Source organism: Mesorhizobium sp. C264A, assembly GCF_040324515.1.
Lineage (GTDB): Bacteria > Pseudomonadota > Alphaproteobacteria > Rhizobiales > Rhizobiaceae > Mesorhizobium.
In genome coordinates this window covers 1,974,782-1,993,567 of the sequence record NZ_JAMYVY010000002.1, presented here as the reverse complement: position 1 = coordinate 1,993,567, position 18,786 = coordinate 1,974,782, and the positions used below count along the sequence as shown (strand labels likewise).

Annotated in this window: 17 protein-coding genes; 9 read left to right on the top strand and 8 right to left on the bottom strand. The window is 62.2% G+C overall.

The genetic code is table 11. The annotated features are described in order from the left end of the window. Nucleotides 1-126 precede the first annotated feature (126 nt). A complete protein-coding gene (locus NKL04_RS28810; protein WP_023701381.1) occupies nt 127-807 on the top strand; it encodes a queuosine precursor transporter in 681 nt (226 codons plus the stop codon). A gap of 3 nt (nt 808-810) precedes the next feature. Further along, on the top strand, nt 811-1,482 hold the full coding sequence (locus tag NKL04_RS28805; RefSeq protein WP_023701380.1) for a spermidine synthase: 672 nt from the start codon (nt 811-813) through the stop codon (nt 1,480-1,482). Between the two features lie 15 nt (nt 1,483-1,497). Here the strand turns inward: NKL04_RS28805 and NKL04_RS28800 are convergent, their stop codons facing one another. The 4 genes from NKL04_RS28800 to NKL04_RS28785 all read right to left on the bottom strand — a co-directional run bounded on the left by NKL04_RS28800 (nt 1,498) and on the right by NKL04_RS28785 (nt 6,169). Next, complete coding sequence (locus NKL04_RS28800) at nt 1,498-2,523, bottom strand: esterase-like activity of phytase family protein (protein ID WP_023701379.1); 1,026 nt, start codon at nt 2,521-2,523, stop codon at nt 1,498-1,500. Continuing rightward, complete coding sequence (gene cobT / locus NKL04_RS28795) at nt 2,520-4,418, bottom strand: cobaltochelatase subunit CobT (RefSeq protein WP_023685363.1); 1,899 nt, start codon at nt 4,416-4,418, stop codon at nt 2,520-2,522. The genes NKL04_RS28800 and cobT overlap by 4 nt, the downstream gene beginning before the upstream one ends. Before the next feature lie 11 nt (nt 4,419-4,429). After that, the gene (gene cobS, locus NKL04_RS28790; protein ID WP_023670677.1) at nt 4,430-5,416 is read right to left on the bottom strand and encodes a cobaltochelatase subunit CobS; all 987 of its coding nucleotides are present in this window, start codon (nt 5,414-5,416) and stop codon (nt 4,430-4,432) included. 123 nt (nt 5,417-5,539) lie between these two features. Continuing rightward, complete coding sequence (locus NKL04_RS28785; protein WP_032887126.1) at nt 5,540-6,169, bottom strand: J domain-containing protein; 630 nt, start codon at nt 6,167-6,169, stop codon at nt 5,540-5,542. Nucleotides 6,170-6,337: 168 nt separating this feature from the next. Between NKL04_RS28785 and NKL04_RS28780 the strand changes: the two genes are divergently transcribed. Beyond that, nucleotides 6,338-6,640: a BolA family protein gene (locus NKL04_RS28780; RefSeq protein WP_023670675.1), complete on the top strand. Its 303-nt coding sequence runs from the start codon at nt 6,338-6,340 to the stop codon at nt 6,638-6,640. Between the two features lie 11 nt (nt 6,641-6,651). On the opposite strand, the gene NKL04_RS28775 is transcribed toward NKL04_RS28780, so the two are convergent. Beyond that, nucleotides 6,652-8,205 (bottom strand): acetolactate synthase large subunit, encoded by a 1,554-nt coding sequence (locus NKL04_RS28775; RefSeq protein ID WP_023701378.1) that lies wholly within the window; start codon nt 8,203-8,205, stop codon nt 6,652-6,654. Between the two features lie 536 nt (nt 8,206-8,741). Between NKL04_RS28775 and NKL04_RS28770 the strand changes: the two genes are divergently transcribed. Genes NKL04_RS28770 through NKL04_RS28760 form a run of 3 tightly spaced genes read left to right on the top strand, consistent with a single transcriptional unit; the run spans nt 8,742 to nt 13,592 of the window. Next, on the top strand, nt 8,742-10,691 hold the full coding sequence (locus NKL04_RS28770) for a PrkA family serine protein kinase (RefSeq protein ID WP_023686732.1): 1,950 nt from the start codon (nt 8,742-8,744) through the stop codon (nt 10,689-10,691). Between the two features lie 17 nt (nt 10,692-10,708). Continuing rightward, nucleotides 10,709-12,016 carry a YeaH/YhbH family protein gene (locus NKL04_RS28765; protein WP_023686733.1) on the top strand — a complete coding sequence of 436 codons (1,308 nt, stop codon included), beginning with the start codon at nt 10,709-10,711 and terminating at the stop codon, nt 12,014-12,016. Between the two features lie 25 nt (nt 12,017-12,041). Further along, nucleotides 12,042-13,592: a SpoVR family protein gene (locus NKL04_RS28760; protein WP_023701377.1), complete on the top strand. Its 1,551-nt coding sequence runs from the start codon at nt 12,042-12,044 to the stop codon at nt 13,590-13,592. 41 nt (nt 13,593-13,633) lie between these two features. On the opposite strand, the gene NKL04_RS28755 is transcribed toward NKL04_RS28760, so the two are convergent. Genes NKL04_RS28755 through NKL04_RS28745 form a run of 3 tightly spaced genes read right to left on the bottom strand, consistent with a single transcriptional unit; the run spans nt 13,634 to nt 16,268 of the window. Beyond that, the gene (locus tag NKL04_RS28755) at nt 13,634-14,530 is read right to left on the bottom strand and encodes an HlyC/CorC family transporter (RefSeq protein ID WP_023670669.1); all 897 of its coding nucleotides are present in this window, start codon (nt 14,528-14,530) and stop codon (nt 13,634-13,636) included. Further along, nucleotides 14,527-15,660: a 3-dehydroquinate synthase gene (gene aroB / locus NKL04_RS28750; protein WP_023701376.1), complete on the bottom strand. Its 1,134-nt coding sequence runs from the start codon at nt 15,658-15,660 to the stop codon at nt 14,527-14,529. The genes NKL04_RS28755 and aroB overlap by 4 nt, the downstream gene beginning before the upstream one ends. Beyond that, entirely contained in the window at nt 15,657-16,268 is a 612-nt protein-coding gene (locus tag NKL04_RS28745) for a shikimate kinase (protein ID WP_023670667.1), read from the bottom strand. The genes aroB and NKL04_RS28745 overlap by 4 nt, the downstream gene beginning before the upstream one ends. Before the next feature lie 172 nt (nt 16,269-16,440). Here NKL04_RS28745 and NKL04_RS28740 point away from each other — a divergent pair, with 172 nt between their 5' ends. The 3 genes from NKL04_RS28740 (at nt 16,441) to NKL04_RS28730 (ending at nt 18,565) form a co-directional block, all read left to right on the top strand. Further along, complete coding sequence (locus NKL04_RS28740; protein ID WP_023670666.1) at nt 16,441-16,593, top strand: hypothetical protein; 153 nt, start codon at nt 16,441-16,443, stop codon at nt 16,591-16,593. 21 nt (nt 16,594-16,614) lie between these two features. Beyond that, nucleotides 16,615-17,526 carry a site-specific tyrosine recombinase XerD gene (locus tag NKL04_RS28735; protein WP_286439652.1) on the top strand — a complete coding sequence of 304 codons (912 nt, stop codon included), beginning with the start codon at nt 16,615-16,617 and terminating at the stop codon, nt 17,524-17,526. A gap of 88 nt (nt 17,527-17,614) precedes the next feature. Continuing rightward, nucleotides 17,615-18,565, top strand: coding sequence for an acetyl-CoA carboxylase carboxyltransferase subunit alpha (locus NKL04_RS28730; RefSeq protein ID WP_023685389.1), 951 nt, complete (start codon nt 17,615-17,617; stop codon nt 18,563-18,565). Nucleotides 18,566-18,786 lie beyond the last annotated feature (221 nt).

Sequence of the window (18,786 nt, the reverse complement as noted above, 5' to 3'; positions counted from 1 at the left end):
GAGCAATCCGATGCTCAAAACTTCTAAGGCAGCAGCATCGGAGCAATCCGATGCTCAAAACTTGCAAGGCAGCGCGATCCGGATTTCGGCTGGCGCCTGGCTGGTTCCATTACCCAGGATAAAAAAATGACTTCCTTCTCGCGATATCTGCCCTTTGTGGCCGCCATGGCGCTTGTCGTCGTGGCATCGAACATCCTCGTGCAGTTCCCGATGCAGGGCCAGGCCGGCGGTCTGTCGCTGGGCGACATCCTGACCTGGGGCGCCTTCACCTATCCCTTCTCCTTCCTGGTCACCGACCTTGCCAACCGCCGCTACGGCCCGACCGTGGCGCGCCGCATCGTCTTTGTCGGCTTCATGACTGCGGTGGTCTGCTCGATCCTCGTCCCGCCCTTCCTGTTTCGCCACGGCCTGATCGAGTTCGAGACATCAGCCGACCGGCTGGTGCGCATCGCCGCAGCTTCGGGCGCGGCCTTCCTTTGCGCGCAATTGCTCGACGTCACCGTGTTCAACCGGTTGCGCCGGCAGAGCTGGTGGCGCGCGCCGATCGTCGGCACGCTGGTCGGCTCGGTGTTCGACACCCTGGTATTCTTCAGCATCGCCTTTTCGGCCGCCTTCGCTTTTGCCGGCCCGAACGACAGTTTTGCGCTGGAGACGGCGCCGCTGATGGGCGTGCTGCCGGTCGAGACCATGCGCTGGGTCTCCTGGGCGCTGGGCGACCTTTCGGTGAAGCTGATCATCGCTGTTGTGGCCCTGATCCCCTACCGGCTGCTCGCCGCCCACTGGAGCCAGCCGACCGTGGCTGTCTAGGCCGTGATCCCTTGGGTCCAGCTCGGCTCGGCCAAAACGCCTGACGGCGGACAGGAACTGCGCCTCAAGCAGCGCGGCAGCGAATTCTCGATCATGCTCGGCACCAATGAGCTGATGAACAGCCGCCTCAGCGGCTCCGAAGAAGCGCTGGCCAAGCTCTCCTGTGAAAAGATCGGCGGCCGCGCCCAACCGAAAATCCTGATCGGCGGCCTCGGCATGGGTTTTACGCTGCGCGCTGCGCTTGCCCAATTGGGCGCCGACGCAGGCATCACGGTTGCCGAGCTTGTCCCCGCCGTCATCGCCTGGGCGCGCGGCCCCATGGAGGCGGTCTTCGCCGGCTGTCTCGACGATCCCCGTGTGACGGTTCGCGAAGCCGACGTCGGGCACATCATAAGATCCGACAAGGCAGCCTGGGACGCCATCCTGCTCGATGTCGACAATGGCCCCGAAGGCATCGTCTACAAGGGCAACGACGCCCTCTATGGCGCTGCCGGCCTCGGCGCGGCGCGTACAGCGCTCAGGCCCGGAGGCGTGCTGGCTGTTTGGTCGCAAGGCCCCGACGCCGGCTTCACACGTAGGCTCAATCAGGCGGGCTTTGTCGTGGACGAGGTGAAGATGCGCGCCAATGGCAAGCGCGGCGCGCGCCACGTCATCTGGATCGCCACCAACCCGTGATAGGGTCCGCGACCCTCAATCCTGGTGCAGGATGAATTCCAGATAGAGGTTGCGCTGCAGGATCGAATGGTTGTCGTCCGAGATCAGCGACACCATCAGCGCTCCGTCATCGCGGGTCCAGACGTCGAGCCCTTCCATATTGTCGATCTGGTAGCCCATATCGGCTTCCATCAGCACCGGCCCGTCGGCAACAGCGCCCTTCTCGACGCTTTCGCCATAGATGCGTCGCAGCCGCATCCTGACACCGCCGGCCATCGAGAAACTGCGCTCCAGCAGCAAGAGATCGCCATCCGGCAGGAAAGCGCCGTCGGTGATGTCGAAATCGCCGTTGCGCTTGACCGTGAAGACGCCCTTGTGCGGCCCTTCGATGATGGCGGCATAGATGTTGCCAGCCTTGTCCAAGCTCTTTTCCGAGACCACGACGAGGCCGCCCTCGTGCTGGCCGTTGGGATTGGCGTGGGTGACGGTCTCGAAACCGCGGTTCTGTCGCAGTTCGCGGGCTGGAACCAGAAAGTTCAGTTGCTTGAACGGCGCCGTCATGTTGCTGGCGTCGATCTTGAACTGGGCGACGCGGTGATCGCGCTCGAAGCCGACGGTGGCGATGCCGTCCTTGACTGCAAGGCCCTCGGCATCGACTTCCCATTTCCTGTCGATCGGCCGGCCCTCCTCATCGACCATCTGCTGCATGCGAAAATTCTGGATGCCGGACGGCCGCTTGTCGGCATTATGGGTAATCGAGCCGAAGAACCAGAAGCCCGTATCGGCGACGCCGATGAAATCGCTGCCGGGTTTGACGAACCGAAATGCCGACAGCGCGCCGAAATCGCGCGTCGTCGAGTTCATCTCAAGACCGCCGATGAATTCCAGCGGCCCAAACTGCTTGTCGGCGCTGCCGATATGGAAGGTGGTGATCGGTCGCGCCGAGACTTCGACCGGCTCGACCGCGCTTGGGCCGGCGGCGATGGCCGGCGCAAACGCCATGCCGGACAAGGCAGTGACCGCGAAGAGCATCTGCCGAAACCCGCCGCGCAAAAAAATCATCCGGCGCGCCGGTAGCCGCCGCGACGTGTATCGCGCACGTTTTCCTCGGCGAACAGCGAGGCCAGCTGCTCGGTCATGGCGCCGGCCAGTTCCTCGGCATCGACGATGGTGACGGCGCGCCTGTAATAGCGGGTGACGTCGTGGCCGATGCCGATGGCCAGAAGCTCGACCGGCGAGCGCGTCTCGATCAGCTCGATGACGGCGCGCAGGTGCCGCTCGAGATAGTTGCCAGGATTGACCGACAGCGTCGAATCGTCGACCGGCGCGCCGTCCGAGATCATCATCAGGATCTTGCGCTGTTCGGGCCGGGCGATCAGCCGGTTGTGGGCCCACAGCAGCGCCTCACCGTCGATGTTTTCCTTGAGCAGGCCCTCGCGCATCATCAGGCCGAGATTGCGCCGGGCGCGGCGCCATGGATGATCGGCGGATTTGTAGATGATGTGGCGCAGATCGTTGAGCCGGCCGGGGTTCGGCGGCTTGCCGTCCTTCAGCCACTTCTCGCGAGCCTGTCCGCCCTTCCACGCCCGCGTGGTGAAGCCGAGGATCTCGACCGAGACGCCGCAGCGCTCCAGCGTGCGCGCCAGAATGTCGGCACAGGTGGCGGCAACGGTGATCGGCCGGCCGCGCATCGAGCCGGAATTGTCGAGCACCAGCGTCACCACCGTGTCGCGGAATTTGGTGTCGCGCTCCTGCTTGAACGACAAGGGCTGCATCGGGTCGATGACGACACGAACCAGGCGTGCCGGATCGAGATAACCCTCTTCGAGGTCGAAATCCCAGGAACGGTTCTGCTGCGCCATCAGGCGGCGCTGCAGCCGGTTGGCGAGCCGGCCGACGACGCCGGAGAGATTGGCCAACTGCTTGTCGAGGAAGGCGCGCAGCCGGTCGAGTTCTTCTTCCTCGCACAGCTCTTCCGCACCGACCGTCTCGTCGAAGGCGGTGGTGAAAACCTTGTAGTCGATCTCTTTCGGCAGGTTGGCGAACGGGTTGTCGTTACGGCGCGCCTCGCCCGGCGTTTCGGCGTCCGCATCGTCATCGTCGGAAAGATCGTCGGCAGTGGCGTCGGAGGCCTCAGTCTCGGACGACTGTTCGTCGTCGGCCGAGGCCTCGGCATCCTCGGATTGCGACTGCTCGGAGCCGGAATCCTCTTCGCCGCCCTCCTCGCTCTGCTCCTCGCCTTGCGGCTGGTTCTCGTCATTGTCCTCGGAGTCTTCGGTCTCTTGATCGTCGCCGAGTTCCTCGGCCATCTCCATGGACGCCAGCATCTCACGCACGACGCGGGCGAAGGCCTGCTGGTCGCCGAGCTTGGCCGACAGTCCGTCGAGATCGGCCTTGGCCTTCTCCTCGACCCAGGGCCGCCAGAGTTCGACCAGCCGCTCGCCGCTCTTCGGGATCGGCCGCCCGGTCAGCTTCTCGCGCACCATCAGCGCCAGCGCTTCCTCGATCGGCGCGTCGGCCTTGTCCTTGACGTCGACAAGGTTGGCCTTGGCGTATTTGTCCTCCAGCATGGAGCCGATATTGTCGGCGACGCCCTGCATGGCGCGGCTGCCGATCGCCTCGACGCGGGCCTGTTCCACGGCGTCATAGATCGAGCGCGCCAGCTTGCCTTCCGGCGCCAGTTTGGTGTGGATACGCTGATCGTGGCAGGCGCGCTTCAGCGCCATGGAATCGCCCAGGCCACGAGTAATCGCGATGTCTGTCTTGGACGCTTTCTTCGGCAGTTCGGGCAGACGGGCGCGGCTGCCGGCGAGCGCCGGGCGGTCCTTGGCGAAACCGACTTCGAGCTCCTTGTCGCCGGCGATGGCGCGCATGCAGACGGTGACGGCACGCTTGAAGCTGTCGGCTTCAGACCCCGTCTTCGACTTGTTGCGCGTGTTGTCGCCCGGACCCGCCATCGAGGCTCTGCTCAGCCCAGCACCACGTTGGCGGCGCTCTCGGGCAGGTCCTCGCCGAAGGCGCGCTGGTAGAACTCGGCCACCACCGAACGCTCCAGCTCGTCGCACTTGTTGAGGAAGGTCAGCCGGAACGCCATGCCGATATTGCCGAAGATCTCGGCATTTTCGGCCCAGGTGATGACGGTACGCGGGCTCATCACGGTCGACAGATCGCCATTGATGAAGGCCGAGCGCGTCATGTCGGCGACCCGCACCATCTTGTTGACGATGTCCTTGCCCTTGCCGTCGCGATAGTGCTTGGCCTTGGCCAGCACGATGTTCACCTCATTGTCGTGCGGCAGGTAGTTCAGCGTGGTGACGATCGACCAGCGATCCATCTGCGCCTGGTTGATCTGCTGCGTGCCGTGATAGAGGCCGGTAGTGTCGCCGAGGCCGACCGTGTTGGCGGTCGAAAACAGCCGGAACGCCGGATGCGGGCGGATAACCCGGCTCTGGTCGAGCAGCGTCAGGCGGCCCGACGATTCCAGCACGCGCTGGATGACGAACATCACGTCCGGACGGCCTGCATCGTACTCGTCGAAGCAGAGCGCGACATTGTGCTGGTAGGCCCAGGGCAGGATGCCGTCGCGGAATTCGGTGATCTGCAGGCCATCCTTGACGACGATGGCGTCCTTGCCGACGAGGTCGATACGGCTGACATGGCTGTCGAGGTTGACGCGCACGCAGGGCCAGTTAAGGCGGGCGGCGACCTGTTCGATATGGGTCGATTTGCCGGTGCCGTGATAGCCAGACACCATGACGCGGCGGTTGTAGGCAAAGCCGGCAAGGATCGCCAGCGTCGTCGCCTTGTCGAACAGATAATCCGGATCGATGTCCGGCACATGTTCCGAGGTCACCGAATAGGCCGGCACCACCATCTTGGACTCGAAGCCGAATTTGTCTTTCACCGACACCGTCGTGTCGGGCAAATTGGCGATGTCGCGATCGACCTTGTTCATCTCTATCCAAGTCTCCACGGGCGAAATGCCTGATTTCGCCGGCAATCGATTTTGTCCGGGGGCGGTCTTAGAGCCTTTTCCACCCTTATGAAAGTTGGAAAACGACACGAACCGTTAGGTTGCTCAGCACAAACCCGCCTGCTTGAGCACGCGATAGGCCTGCAGCACATCGCGGAACCGGTCTTCCGAACCTCTATCGCCGCCATTCGCATCCGGATGGTGGCGCTTCACAAGTTCCTTATAGCGCGCCTTGATGTCCTTGCCAGTCGCCTTCGTATCAAGGCCAAGCGTTTCCAGCGCCTTGGCCTCAAGCGGCTTGGCCTTGCGTTCGCGCGCCTCGCGCGGGTCCTTCGGCCCTTTGAACAGATCGAAGGGATCGCGCATGCGGTTGTAATAGCCGGCGCGACCGGAACGCTGCTGGGCGAAATCGGGCGAGGAGCGCGTCGAGGCGCCGGCGACGCCCATCTTCCATGTCGGCCGGTGGCCGGTCATCGCTTCCTTCTGGAAGCGGGCTATCTCGGTGTCCGGCACGCCGGAGAAGTAGTTGAAACCCTTGTTGTATTCGCGCACATGATCGAAGCAGAACTGAAAATACTCGCCTTCCTTCATGCGTCCGACCGGCGCCCGGTGGGTACCGGCCTCCTTGCAGCCGTCCCACTGGCAGATCGGCGAGTGCGACTTCAGCTCCGCATCCTTGTCGGGACGGACCCGAATTTTCTCGAAATATTTGGGGTACGGTTTCATCTCACCCATTTATGGGCTGTTCGCACGTGCGAAACAAGAATTGACATTTTCGCGATCATCGCCCTAACCGCTGAATCGCGGCATAAAGCAGGGCGAATGGCGATTTTTGAGGCGGCCCGGCGGGATCGATCCCGATTTCCCGATCACGCCTTGCAGATATGGTGAAGGGAGATGGCGATGTCCATACAGGCGACGATGGAAGACAAGCTGAACAAGGCGTTTTCGCCGGAGCGGCTGGCGATCGTCAATGAAAGCCACCTTCATGCCGGTCATCACCACCACGGCTCCGACGATCACGGTGCCTATGACGGCACCGGCGAGACGCATTTTCGCGTCCGCATCGTCTCATCCGTCTTTGCCGGCATGAGCCGCATCGACCGCCACCGCGCCGTCAACGAATTGCTCGCAGCGGAGCTGCAAGCCGGCGTCCATGCGCTGGCAATCGAACCGGCTGCACCCGGCGAAAAGACCCGTTGGTAAGTCTCTCCGCCTCAGATCACCGCTTCGATGAGAAACGGTCCCGGACGCGACAGGGCACTGTCGAGCAGCGCGTCGAACCGCTCGCACGTGTCGGCGCGGGCCGCCTCGACGCCCATGCCTTTGGCCAGCGCAACCCAGTCCAGCGCCGGATGGTCGAGATCGAGCATGCGCCTAGCGTTCTCGCCGATCTCATTGACCCCGACATTCTTCATTTCGCCATGCAGGATGGCGTAGGTCCGGTTGGAAAAGATGATGGTCACGACGTCAAGCTTTTCCCTGGCCTGGGTCCACAGTCCCTGCACCGTGTACATGCCGCTGCCGTCGGCCTCGAGATTGATCACCTTGCGGTCCGGGCAGGCGATCGCTGCTCCTGTCGCCATCGGAATGCCGCCGCCGATCGATCCGCCCGTACCCATCATGTAGTCGTGCGGCGCCGCAAAGGCGGATAGCGCGAAGAACCGTCTCGCCGAGGTGACCGCTTCGTCGCAGACGATGGCATTGGCCGGAAGTTTGCGCGCCACCGACAGCGCGATGGCATCGTCCGTCAGTCTGCCGCTCAGCGTCGGTTCGTCTGGAAAGGCGGTTGCGGCGGCGAATTGCTGCGTCGGCTTGATGCCGACCTCGGCAGCCAGCGCCTCCAGCGCCGCTTTCAGATCCTGGCCATGCGCCGCCAGCGAAAGCACCTTGCAATCGTCCCGAACCAGCCGCCCGGGCTTGCCGGGATAGGCGAAGAAGGCAACCGGCTCCTTGGCGCCGACCAGCACCAGCAAGTCGATATCCCGGAGCATGGCCGTCGCCGCATCGACCGGATAGGGAATGCGGGTCGGGGCGAACCGCCCGCGGCCGCGCTGCATGCGGGCGATCAGAACCTCACTGAACAGCCTGACATCGCTTCCCGATGACATTCTCCCTGCGATTTCAAGTCCATCGGCGCGCGCCGCCTGCCCACGCACCACCATGCCGACACGGCCCGGCGCGGCGCGGATTGCTTCGGCGATCGTGCGCACAACAGCCATGTCGACGGCGGGCGGCGGCTCCAGCTTCACCTTGCCAGGCGAAATCGCAGCAACTTCGCCCCAGGCGGCATCCGCAGGCAGGATCAAGGTCGTGACGCCAGGCGGCGTGAGTGAGGCGCGGAAAGCCGCCTCTGCGGCCGGCACAATATCGGCCGGCCCCTTGACGCGGCCAACCCAGTTCGACATCGGCGACGCCAGGCCTTCTATGTCGCTGGTCAGCGGGGCATCGAGCGGCAGATGGTAAGAAGCATGGTCGCCGACAATGTTGATCATCGGGCTGCGCGCACGCCTTGCGTTGTGCATGTTGGCCAAACCGTTGGCGAGACCCGGTCCGGTATGCAGCAACGTTGCTGCCGGGCGGTCGGTCATGCGCGCATAGCCGTCCGCGGCGCCGGTCACCACGCCCTCGAACAGGCCGAGCACGCAACGCATCTGAGGTTTGCGGTCCAGTGCGGCAACGAAATGCATTTCGGATGTGCCAGGATTGGCGAAGCAGACCGTGACGTCATTGGCCAGGAGCACGTCGCACAGCAGATCGGCGCCATTCATGATTTTCTTTCCCAATCGACAATTCAGGAACAATTGCACCTGTAGGCGCCGGGTCGGCAATGTCCCGCCGGGGCTTTTGGTCTGATCCAGGACGCCTCGCGGGATCCGGCGATCAACCGACGGTCCATTCAGGAAGGCCAGCATCGCGGCGGTCAACGCGTCGCCGTCCTCGCCGAAGTCGTGATTGATCGACATATGCGTGTAGGCGTTGCCGTCGAACAGCGTCACTTCAGTGCCGATGGCGCGCAGGCGTTTGGCAAAGCCTTCGATTGGTCGTCGCGGCCTTCGGCGCGCGAATAGGCGATGAAGGTCGGCGGATGCTTGTGTCCATCGAGATAGCTGGCCGGCGACAACGCCGCCCATCAGCGCCGCAGCACCGGGCAACCCGCCATTCCAGCCACTCCGAATGTTTCCTCCCAAGCCTTCTACCCGGATTGCAGCCACTCTCCTTCATGTGAAGGGAACCAACAATGCTTTCCGACAGTTGAAGGTGATGAGGCGATTGGAATCCAGATCGGCTCCGAGGGCAGAACATCATGCGTGCAACCCAATCCGACGTCTTCGATCTTTTTTCGGAAATTTATGCCAATGCGGCGGACGAAGAGGTCAGCATCCAACAGTATCTTCTTGCCTGTCGGGAAGACAAATCGATGTACGCTTCGGCGCCCGAAAGGATGGTCGACGCAATCGGCGAACCAAAACTGGTTGACACCAGCAAAGACGAGCGCCTCGGCCGCATTTTCGCGAATCGGACCCTCAAGATCTACCCTCATTTTTCCGACTTCTATGGAATGGAGGATACGATCGAGCGCATAGCTGGATATTTCCGCTATGCCTCGCAGGGGCTCGAAGAACGCAAGCAGATCCTCTATCTCCTCGGCCCGGTCGGCGGCGGCAAATCCTCTCTGGCCGAGCGCCTGAAGAAACTGATGGAGCAGCGCCCGATCTACACGCTGAAGGTCGGCAACCAGATCAGCCCGGTTTTCGAGTCGCCGCTTGGGCTGTTTCATCCCGATCACATGGGTGATCTGCTAGAGGATAAATACGGCATAGCCCGGCGCCGGCTGAACGGATTGATTTCGCCATGGGCGGCCAAGCGCCTCGACGAATTGTCTGGCGACATTTCCAAATTCAGCGTCGTCAAGCTGATGCCTTCGCGGCTGCGCCAGATCGGCATTGCCAAGACCGAACCTGGCGATGAGAACAATCAGGATGTCTCGGCCCTGGTCGGCAAGGTCGACATCAGGCAATTGGAAAATTTTAGCCAGTCCGACCCCGATGCCTATTCCTATAGCGGTGGCCTGAACCGGACCACGCAAGGTCTGCTTGAATTCGTCGAGATGTTCAAGGCACCCATCAAGGTTCTGCATCCGCTGCTGACCGCAACACAGGAAGGCAGTTACAACGGCACTGAAAATTTCGGCGCCTTTCCCTACCAGGGGATCATCGTCGCCCATTCCAACGAGTCGGAATGGCAACAGTTCAAGAGCAACAAGAACAACGAGGCGTTTCTCGATCGCATCCTGGTGGTCAAGGTACCCTATTGCCTGCGGATCACCGAAGAGAGGCAGATCTATGAGAAATTGCTGCGTGAGAGCGAGTTGGCCGCCAGCCCCTGTGCCCCTGAAGTTTTGGACATCCTCAGCCGCTTTGCAGTTTCGACGCGCTTGGCCGAGCACGACAACTCGCCGCTCTACACCAAGATGCGCGCCTATGACGGCGAAAATCTGAAGGAAGTCGATCCCAGGGCAAAGTCGGTCCAAGAATATCGCGACGCCGCCGGCGTCGATGAAGGCATGACGGGCGTCAGCACGCGCTTTGCCTTTAAGATCCTTTCGCAGACATTCAACTTCGACAATGAGGAGGTGGCCGCGGATCCTGTGCATCTGATGTACATTCTGGAGGAGGCGATCAAGCGGGAGCAGTTCCCGAAGGAAACGGAAGCGGCCTATCTTGAATTCATCAAGTCGGAGCTTGCGGCGCGCTACGCCGAGTTCATCGGCCACGAAATCCAGAAGGCCTATCTGGAGTCCTATAGCGAATACGGCCAGAACCTCTTCGACCGCTACATCGCCTATGCGGATGCCTGGATTGAGGACCAGGACTACAAGGACCCCGACACCGGCCAGATCCTCAACCGGGAGATCCTGGACAACGAACTTTCGCAGGTCGAGAAACCGGCAGGCATCGCCAATCCCAAGGACTTCCGTAACGAGGTGGTGAAGTTCACTCTGCGCGCTCGCGCAAGAAACCACGGCCGCAACCCGTCATGGACCAGCTATGAAAAACTGCGCGAGGTCATCGAGAAGCGGATGTTCGGACAGGTCGAGGACCTCTTGCCGGTGATCAGCTTCGGCTCCAAGCAAGACAGCGTTACGGAAAAGCGCCACAACGAATTCGTGCAGCGCATGATCGAGCGTGGCTACACAGAACGGCAGGTACGCCGGCTGGTGGACTGGTACATGCGGGTGAACAAGGCGGGTTGACAGAGCCGGATGGTTCCATGCCGATCTTCATCGACCGTCGCCTGAACCCCAAGGACAAGAGCCTTGGCAATCGACAGCGCTTCCTCAGGCGTGCTCGCGAGGAGTTGAAGCGGAGCATTCGCGATCAAATCCGCACTGGCAGGATCGCCGACGTGGATACTGAGCACGCCGTGCCCATGCCTGAAAGGAAAACAGCCGAGCCGAGCTTCAACGATGACAGGGCCAGCGGACGGCGCCGACACATCCTTCCGGGCAACAGGCATTTTTCCCCTGGAGACCTGCTCCCGAAGCCGCATGGGGGCGGCGCGGCGTCGTCGCCAGGAAACACGGCGTCGGAAGACGATTTTCGTTTCGTGCTGTCACGCGAGGAGGTGCTCGAACTCTTTTTTGAGGATCTCGAACTGCCCGACCTGGTTAAGCTCAATCTCAAGGAAATCCTTGCCTTCAAGCCGCGCCGGGCCGGCTTCGCGGCAACCGGTTCCCCGACCAACATCAATGCCGGCCGCACCATGCGCAACAGCCTAGGCCGGCGCATTGCGCTGAGGCGCCCCACGCAGCAGGAACTGGAGGCGATCCTCCGGGAAATCGTCACGCTTGAGTCGGCCCCGGCCGGCGCGGCGGTGCGCCAGCGCATCGCGGAATTACGCGACGAGCTTGACCGGCTGGAGCGACGGCGCAGGCGAATTGCCTTTGTCGATCCGGTCGATATCCGATTCAACCGCTTCGACGCCCGGCCGGTGCCGAATGCCAATGCCGTCATGTTCTGCCTTATGGACGTGTCCGGATCGATGGGCCAACGCGAAAAGGACTTGGCCAAACGCTTCTTCGTGCTGCTGCACCTGTTCTTGAAACGGCGCTACGAACGCACGGAGATCGTCTTCATCCGCCATACCCATGAGGCGCACGAAGTGGATGAGGACACGTTCTTCTACAACACGCAGAGCGGCGGTACGATCGTCTCCACCGCGCTCGACGAAATGCACCGCATTATCGGCCAGCGCTATCCTGCCAGCGAGTGGAACATTTACGCCGCGCAGGCCTCTGACGGGGACAATTTCACCACCGATTCCGAGCGATGCATAGAGCTCATGAACGGCAAGCTCATGCGCCTGTGCCAGTATTTCGCCTATGTCGAGATCATCGACGAACGCGAGAGCCACATATTCGGTGCTACCGAAAACGGGACGTCGCTTTGGCGCGCCTACAGTACGATCGAGCTGAAATGGCCCAACTTCCAGATGAGCCGCATCGCTGCTCCCGCGGATATTTACCCGGTCTTCCACCGGCTCTTCGCCAGGCAGCCGGCGGCCATCAAGAGCGCTTGAGAGAGAGAGAGAGAGAGAGAGAGAGATGGTCAGGCGAGCCAACGAAACGAATTTGTTGTTTTCCGGTTCTGACTGGAATTTCGAGAAATTATCGCGGGCTTTTGAAGAGATCGAGGCGATCGCGGTCGACGAGTTGCATCTCGATACTTACCCGGTCCAGATGGAGATAATCTCCTCCCAGCAGATGCTCGACGCCTACTCATCTATCGGCATGCCACTGATGTATCGGCATTGGTCGTTCGGCAAACATTTCCTTCACCAGGAGCTTCTTTACCGTAAGGGTGGTCGGGGGCTGGCCTATGAACTGGTCATCAACTCCAATCCGTGCATCGTCTACCTAATGGAGGAAAACACCATGGCGTTGCAGGCCCTTGTGACGGCCCACGCGGCGCTTGGCCACAATCATTTCTTCAAGAACAATCATCTGTTTCAGCAATGGACCGACGCCGGGGCAATCCTGGGTTATCTGGACTTCGCCAAGGGCTACATCGCCCGGTGCGAGGAGCGGCACGGCCTTGCAGCAGTGGAGGCCATTCTCGATTCCGCCCATGCGCTGATGGAACAAGGGGTGTTCCGCTACCACCGGCCGCCAAAGCTCTCGTCGGAGCGACAGCGCGAAGGGCTTCGCGAGCGCCTCGAATACGAAGAGCGCTCCTACAACGATCTGTGGCGCACGCTGCCGCCGTCGCAGAACAAAAACAAGTCCGGCAATGAGGATCAAGGGATGGCGGAGCGCAAGAGATCGCTCAACCTGCCCGAGGAAAACCTCCTGTATTTCCTCGAGAAGAACAGCCTGATCCTGGAACCCTGGCAGCGCGAGATCATCAGGATCGTCCGCGTCATCGCGCAATATTTCTACCCGCAGCGACAGACTCAAGTGATGAATGAAGGCTGCGCCACCTTCGTGCATTATACGCTCATGAACATGCTATTCGATCGTGGCCGGATCGGCGAAGGTGCCATGCTCGAAATCCTGCGCAACCATTCGAACGTGATCTTCCAGCCGGCCTTTGACGATCCCCGGTTTTCAGGCATCAATCCCTATGCCCTCGGCCTCGACATGATGCAGGACATACAGCGCATTTCGACCGAGCCAACGGCGGAGGACCGCGACTGGTTCCCGGACATTGCAGGACATGGCAACTGGCGCGAGGTCCTGCTTGAGGCCTGGGCCAACCACCGCGACGAATCCTTTATCCGCCAGTATCTCAGCCCGAGCTTGATCCGAAAATGGCGGTTCTTCGTGCTTGGCGATGGAGCCGACCAACCGCATTTCGAAGTCGCCTCGATCCACAACGAACGTGGCTATCACAAGATACGCGCCCAGCTTGCCCACAGTTACGACCTTGGAGCGAATCGGCCGGACATCCAGGTGATTGATGTCGACCTGCTCGGCGACCGGCAGTTGCGGCTGCAACACAGGGTAAAGGATGGTGTTGTGCTCGAAGGCGCTAGCCGTGACGCGACGCTCCGCCATGTACGCAGCCTCTGGGGCTACGAGGTCAGCCTGGTTGCAGTTGACGCTCAAACCGGTGCGACCATCCACGAACGGTCTACGAGCCAGATCGCGGCATAAACTCGGCAAAGAGCGTTCTGTTGCGGGCCTGCTCGGTACCTTTAGGATTCGCCCGCCGGCCTGATCCTGATCCTGGCGATCCGGTTCTTGTCGCGTTTCATCACCACGAAGCGCTTGCCGTGGAAGGTGAAAGCCTGCTTTTCCTCGGGGATCGACTGCGTCTCGTGGATGACCAGGCCGGCAATGGTGGTCGCTTCCTCGTCAGGCAGGTTCCAGTCGAGCGCCCGGTTGAGATCGCGGATCGGCACGGTGCCGTCGACGACCACGGAACCGTCCGCCTCCTGCTTGACGCCCTGAATGTCGACATCGTGCTCGTCGGCGATCTCGCCAACGATCTCCTCGATAATGTCCTCCAGCGTCACCAGCCCTTCGACCTCGCCATATTCGTCGACGACGATAGCGAAATGCGCCTTGGCGCGCAGGAAGGCGTTGAGCTGTTCCTGCAGCGTGGTGGTGTCGGGCACGAACCAAGGCTTCGACGCGATCTTCATCACGTCGATCCGGGAAAAGTCGTTGCCGACCTCGTTCAGCGCTCGCAGCAGGTCCTTGGCGTGCAGCACGCCGACAATGTTGTCGAGCGAGCCTTTCCACAACGGCATGCGGGTGTGTGGGCTTTGCAGGATCTCGCGCACCACCGCTTCCGGCCCATTGTCGGCATTGACCGAGCGCATATTGGTGCGGTGGACCATGATGTCGGAGACTTCGAGTTCGGCGAGATCGAACAGCCCGCCGACGCGGTCGCGGTCCTCTCGCACCATCTGGCCGTCGCGGCGGAAATCGTCGACCGCGCCGCGCAACTCGTCCTGGGTCGAGCGCTGCGGCTCGATGCGCGACAACTCATAGCCGAACATGGCAAGCAGGCGCGTGCGCACGGCCAGGACCAGCAGGATAAGGATGGCAAGGACGGCGACGACGGTCCAGCCCGGTTCGTTGATCATCGCCGCCGGCTTTCCTGGCCCGGATGGTTCTCCCTCAGGAACGAAAGCACTTCCGACGCCGGTACATCCTTGGCAATAAAAGCCTGGCCAACGCCGCGCGTCAGGATGAATGTCAGCGCGCCGCGCGACACTTTCTTGTCCTGGGTGATGAAGCCAAGCAGCGCCTCGGCATCGGGCAACTCACCAGGGATGTCGGCCATCCGCCAGGGTAGACCGACGGCGCGAAGATGCGCCTCCACGCGCGCCGCGTCGTCCGGGCTGGCCAGATTGAGCCTTGCGGAAAAACGGTGCGCCAAGGCCATGCCGATGGCGACGCCTTCGCCATGGACGAGGCGGGCGCCGTCATACTGTGTGGCGCCTTCCAGCGCATGGCCGAATGTGTGGCCAAGATTGAGCAGTGCGCGGTCGCCGGTTTCGAACTCGTCGCGGGCGACGACATCGGCCTTGGCGCGGCACGCCTCGGCAATGGCCTCGGTCCGCTCCGGTCCGCCAGCGAACACCTTTTCCCAGTTCGCTTCCAGCCAGGCGAAAAACGCCGGTCGGTCGATCAACCCGTATTTGGCAAGCTCGGCATAGCCGGCGCGAAATTCGCGGATCGGCAGCGTGTCGAGCACTTCGGTGTCGGCCAGCACCAGCTTCGGCTGGTGGAAGACGCCGACCAGATTCTTGCCGCGCGGGCTGTTGATGCCGGTCTTCCCACCGACCGAGGAATCGACCTGCGCCAGCAGCGAGGTTGGAATCTGGACGAAATTCATGCCGCGGCGCACGATGCCGGCGGCAAAGCCGGTCAGGTCGCCGATGACGCCACCGCCGAGCGCAATGACGGCATCGCCGCGCTCCAGCTTGGCGGCGAGCACGCCGTCGACTACCTCTTCGAGATGGGCAAAGCTCTTGGTCTTTTCGCCGGCCGGCAAAGTGATGACGGCAGGCTGGATGCCGCCTGTTTCCAGACCGGCCTTCAGCGCGTCGAGATGTGCCGCCGCGACATTGTCGTCGGTGACCACCGCCGCTCTCGTGCGGGGCAGGCGGCGCGAAATCTCGGCGCCGGCGCGCGCCAAAAGGCCGGGGCCGATCAGGATGTCATAGGCACGCTCGCCAAGGCCGACCTCGACAGTGACCGGTTCGCTCACAGCCGCACCTCGCCCGGCGCAGTCGGAGCCGGAATGCCGAAATGCCCGCACAGCGCGTCGACAACCTCGGTCGCAATGACCTCCTTGCGGTCGTCGCGTGTCGGCACGGTGATGTTGGACGTGGCATAGACCGGGTAGCGCTCGCCCATCAGCCGCTCGAGCACGGCGCGCGGATCGGCGCTTTTGAGCAACGGCCGGTTCTGCTTCTTGGACACGCGTTCCATCAATAGGTCGATCTCGGCCTTCAGCCACACCGACACGCCATGCCCGGCGATCGCTTCCCGCGTCTGCGCATTCATGAACGCGCCGCCGCCGGTCGACAGCACCTGCGGCCCACTCTCCAGCACGCGCAGGATGACGCGCTGCTCCAATGCCCGGAATTCGGTCTCGCCATAGCGTTCGAACAATTCCGGCACCGTCATGCGCGACACGGTTTCGATCTCCTGGTCGCTGTCGACGAAGGGCAGCGACAGCATCGTCGCCACCTTGCGGCCGATCGCCGTCTTTCCGGCGCCCATCAGGCCGACAAAGACGATCGAGCGGCTGCCCAGCCTGTCGAGCAGCGCGGCATGGCTATCGCCGGGAGGATTTGCTGGTAACGCGTTCATGAGACCATGCTGTTTCTAAGCCGTCTTTGCCGGCGTATCGACATCAAAAGCCCGTTTGCGTCAAGCACAGCGCCTTTCGCACGCAGAGCCCTTCGTCCTTGAATTGACGGAATTAGCGTCCCATAAGGACACAGGGCTTGGAATCGCAGAGCAAGAAGACGGGCGAAGATTGATGCCGACACTGTTCCGCTTTGTCGTGACGATGATGATTCTTGCCGGCATTGCCTATGGTACGATGGTGGCGTTGGCGATGTTCGTCGAGCCGAAAAAAGCCGAAATCACCGTGCGCATTCCACCGGAAAAGCTGAACCCCAAGAAAAACTGACCCAAAACTGACCCCTGGAACATGAACAGCGCGGCTCGCATCGAAGCCTTTCTCGAGATGATGAGCGCCGAACGCGGTGCGGCTGCAAACACGCTGTCTTCCTACCGCCGTGATCTCGAAGACGCTTCGCAGCAGATTGCCGGCGGGCTTGCCGCTGCCGCCGCAGCCGACATCCGCGCCTATCTCGACGATATCGCGGCGCGCGGCTTTGCGTCGACGTCGCAGGCGCGCAAACTGTCGGCGATCCGCCAGTTCTTCAAGTTTCTCTACGCCGAGGGCTTGCGCGGCGACGACCCGACCGGCACGCTGGACAGTCCAAAAAAAGGCCGGCCGCTGCCCAAGACGATGAGCGAGGCCGATACCGGTCGGCTGCTCGACCGTGCGGCGCTTGAGACAGGCGATGGCGTCAATGGCGACCGGGTGGCGGCACTGCGCCTGCACGCTTTGGTCGAGGTGCTCTATGCCACCGGGTTGCGCGTCTCCGAACTTGTCGGCCTGCCGGTGACCGTCGCCCAGCGCGACGACCGCTTCTTCATGGTGCGCGGCAAGGGCGACAAGGAGCGCATGGTGCCGCTGTCGGCCAAGGCCCGCATGGCGATGCGGGCATGGCTCACGGCCCGGGCGTCGGTGCCGGCTTTCGCCGACAGCCCGTTTCTGTTCCCGGCCGCCGGCGACAGCGGCTTTCTCTCCCGGCAGGTCTTTGCCCGCGACCTCAAAGGCCTTGCGGCGCGGGCCGGCATATCGGCGGCCAAAATTTCGCCGCATGTGCTGCGCCATGCTTTTGCCAGCCATCTCCTGCAGAACGGCGCCGATCTCAGGGCGGTGCAGCAGCTGCTCGGCCACGCCGATATCTCGACCACGCAGATTTACACGCATGTGCTGGAAGAGCGGTTGGTGCGGTTGGTCAACGATCATCATCCGCTTGCCGACTAGGCCTCATATCGCTATGTGAGGGCAACGTGCCCGCGCGGAGCCTACATCTGCGCGATGTTTGCCTTCCGACGCATCGGTCCGCTCAAGAATGTACAATTACCTCGATTTCGAAAAGCCGGTGCAGGACCTTGAACTCAAGATCCTCGAGCTGAAGAAGCTTGCCGAGAATGGCGAGGCGGTCGACGTCGGCGACGAAATCAGCCGGCTCGAGAAGCGCGTGCGCGACGCGCTGCGCGACATCTACAAGGCGCTGACGCCGTGGCAGAAGGTGCAGGTCGCGCGCCACACCGACAGACCGCATTGCCTCGACTACATCAAGGGTCTGTTCAGCGATTTCACGCCGCTCGCCGGCGACCGTAATTTCGGCGAGGACCAGGCGATCATCGGCGGCTTCGCCCGCTTCCGCGGCGAACCGGTGGCCGTCATCGGCCAGGAAAAGGGCTCCGACACGGCGAGCCGGCTCAAGCACAATTTCGGCTCGGTGCGCCCTGAAGGCTACCGCAAGGCCGTGCGGCTGATGGAACTTGCCGACCGTTTCCAGATCCCACTTCTGACGCTGGTCGACACCGCCGGCGCCTACCCCGGCGTTGGCGCCGAGGAACGCGGCCAGGCTGAAGCCATCGCCCGCTCAACCTCGGCCTGCCTCGGCCTCAAAGTGCCATCGATTTCGGTCGTCATCGGCGAAGGCGGTTCGGGCGGCGCCATTGCGATCGCCACCGCCAACCGCGTCTACATGCTGGAACACGCCATCTATTCGGTGATCTCGCCGGAAGGCGCTGCCTCGATCCTGTGGCGCGACACGACGCGCTCGAAAGATGCGGCGACCAACATGAAGATCACCGCCCAGGACCTTCTGGAAATGAAGATCATCGACGCCATCATTGCCGAGCCGCTCGGCGGCGCCCAGCGCGCGCCCGAAACGGTGATCGCCGCCACCGGCGACCTCATCGCCAAGACGATGAAGGATTTTGCCGGCGCCAACACCGATTTTCGCGAACAGCGCCGCGAAAAATATCTGGCGATGGGCCGCAGCCTCTGATTTTGGCCGGCAGCGCACCGCAATGTGGCGTCAAGGAGCAATTTCGCCACAAAAATGCCGCCGCATTCGGCTCAATAAAAAATCCGTGACACCGGGCGAATTGCCGTGGGGGGCGCCGTCCGACGCTTGCGGTAAGGAATTTTCAAGGTTAACGGGCTTAGGGTCCGTCAGTGTTCAGCATGCAGGCCCGGGCGCTATCCGGCCGTGACGCGAGAAAAAGA

What these genes read in the sequence shown, in the direction of transcription:
- NKL04_RS28810 (WP_023701381.1), top strand. Translation starts at nt 127, where the DNA reads ATGACTTCCTTCTCGCGATATCTGCCCTTTGTGGCCGCCATGGCGCTT.
- NKL04_RS28800 (WP_023701379.1), bottom strand. Translation starts at nt 2,523, where the DNA reads ATGATTTTTTTGCGCGGCGGGTTTCGGCAGATGCTCTTCGCGGTCACT.
- cobT (WP_023685363.1), bottom strand. Translation starts at nt 4,418, where the DNA reads ATGGCGGGTCCGGGCGACAACACGCGCAACAAGTCGAAGACGGGGTCT.
- cobS (WP_023670677.1), bottom strand. Translation starts at nt 5,416, where the DNA reads ATGAACAAGGTCGATCGCGACATCGCCAATTTGCCCGACACGACGGTG.
- NKL04_RS28785 (WP_032887126.1), bottom strand. Translation starts at nt 6,169, where the DNA reads ATGGGTGAGATGAAACCGTACCCCAAATATTTCGAGAAAATTCGGGTC.
- NKL04_RS28780 (WP_023670675.1), top strand. Translation starts at nt 6,338, where the DNA reads ATGTCCATACAGGCGACGATGGAAGACAAGCTGAACAAGGCGTTTTCG.
- NKL04_RS28775 (WP_023701378.1), bottom strand. Translation starts at nt 8,205, where the DNA reads ATGAATGGCGCCGATCTGCTGTGCGACGTGCTCCTGGCCAATGACGTC.
- NKL04_RS28770 (WP_023686732.1), top strand. Translation starts at nt 8,742, where the DNA reads ATGCGTGCAACCCAATCCGACGTCTTCGATCTTTTTTCGGAAATTTAT.
- NKL04_RS28765 (WP_023686733.1), top strand. Translation starts at nt 10,709, where the DNA reads ATGCCGATCTTCATCGACCGTCGCCTGAACCCCAAGGACAAGAGCCTT.
- NKL04_RS28760 (WP_023701377.1), top strand. Translation starts at nt 12,042, where the DNA reads ATGGTCAGGCGAGCCAACGAAACGAATTTGTTGTTTTCCGGTTCTGAC.
- NKL04_RS28755 (WP_023670669.1), bottom strand. Translation starts at nt 14,530, where the DNA reads ATGATCAACGAACCGGGCTGGACCGTCGTCGCCGTCCTTGCCATCCTT.
- NKL04_RS28745 (WP_023670667.1), bottom strand. Translation starts at nt 16,268, where the DNA reads ATGAACGCGTTACCAGCAAATCCTCCCGGCGATAGCCATGCCGCGCTG.
- NKL04_RS28740 (WP_023670666.1), top strand. Translation starts at nt 16,441, where the DNA reads ATGCCGACACTGTTCCGCTTTGTCGTGACGATGATGATTCTTGCCGGC.
- NKL04_RS28735 (WP_286439652.1), top strand. Translation starts at nt 16,615, where the DNA reads ATGAACAGCGCGGCTCGCATCGAAGCCTTTCTCGAGATGATGAGCGCC.
- NKL04_RS28730 (WP_023685389.1), top strand. Translation starts at nt 17,615, where the DNA reads ATGTACAATTACCTCGATTTCGAAAAGCCGGTGCAGGACCTTGAACTC.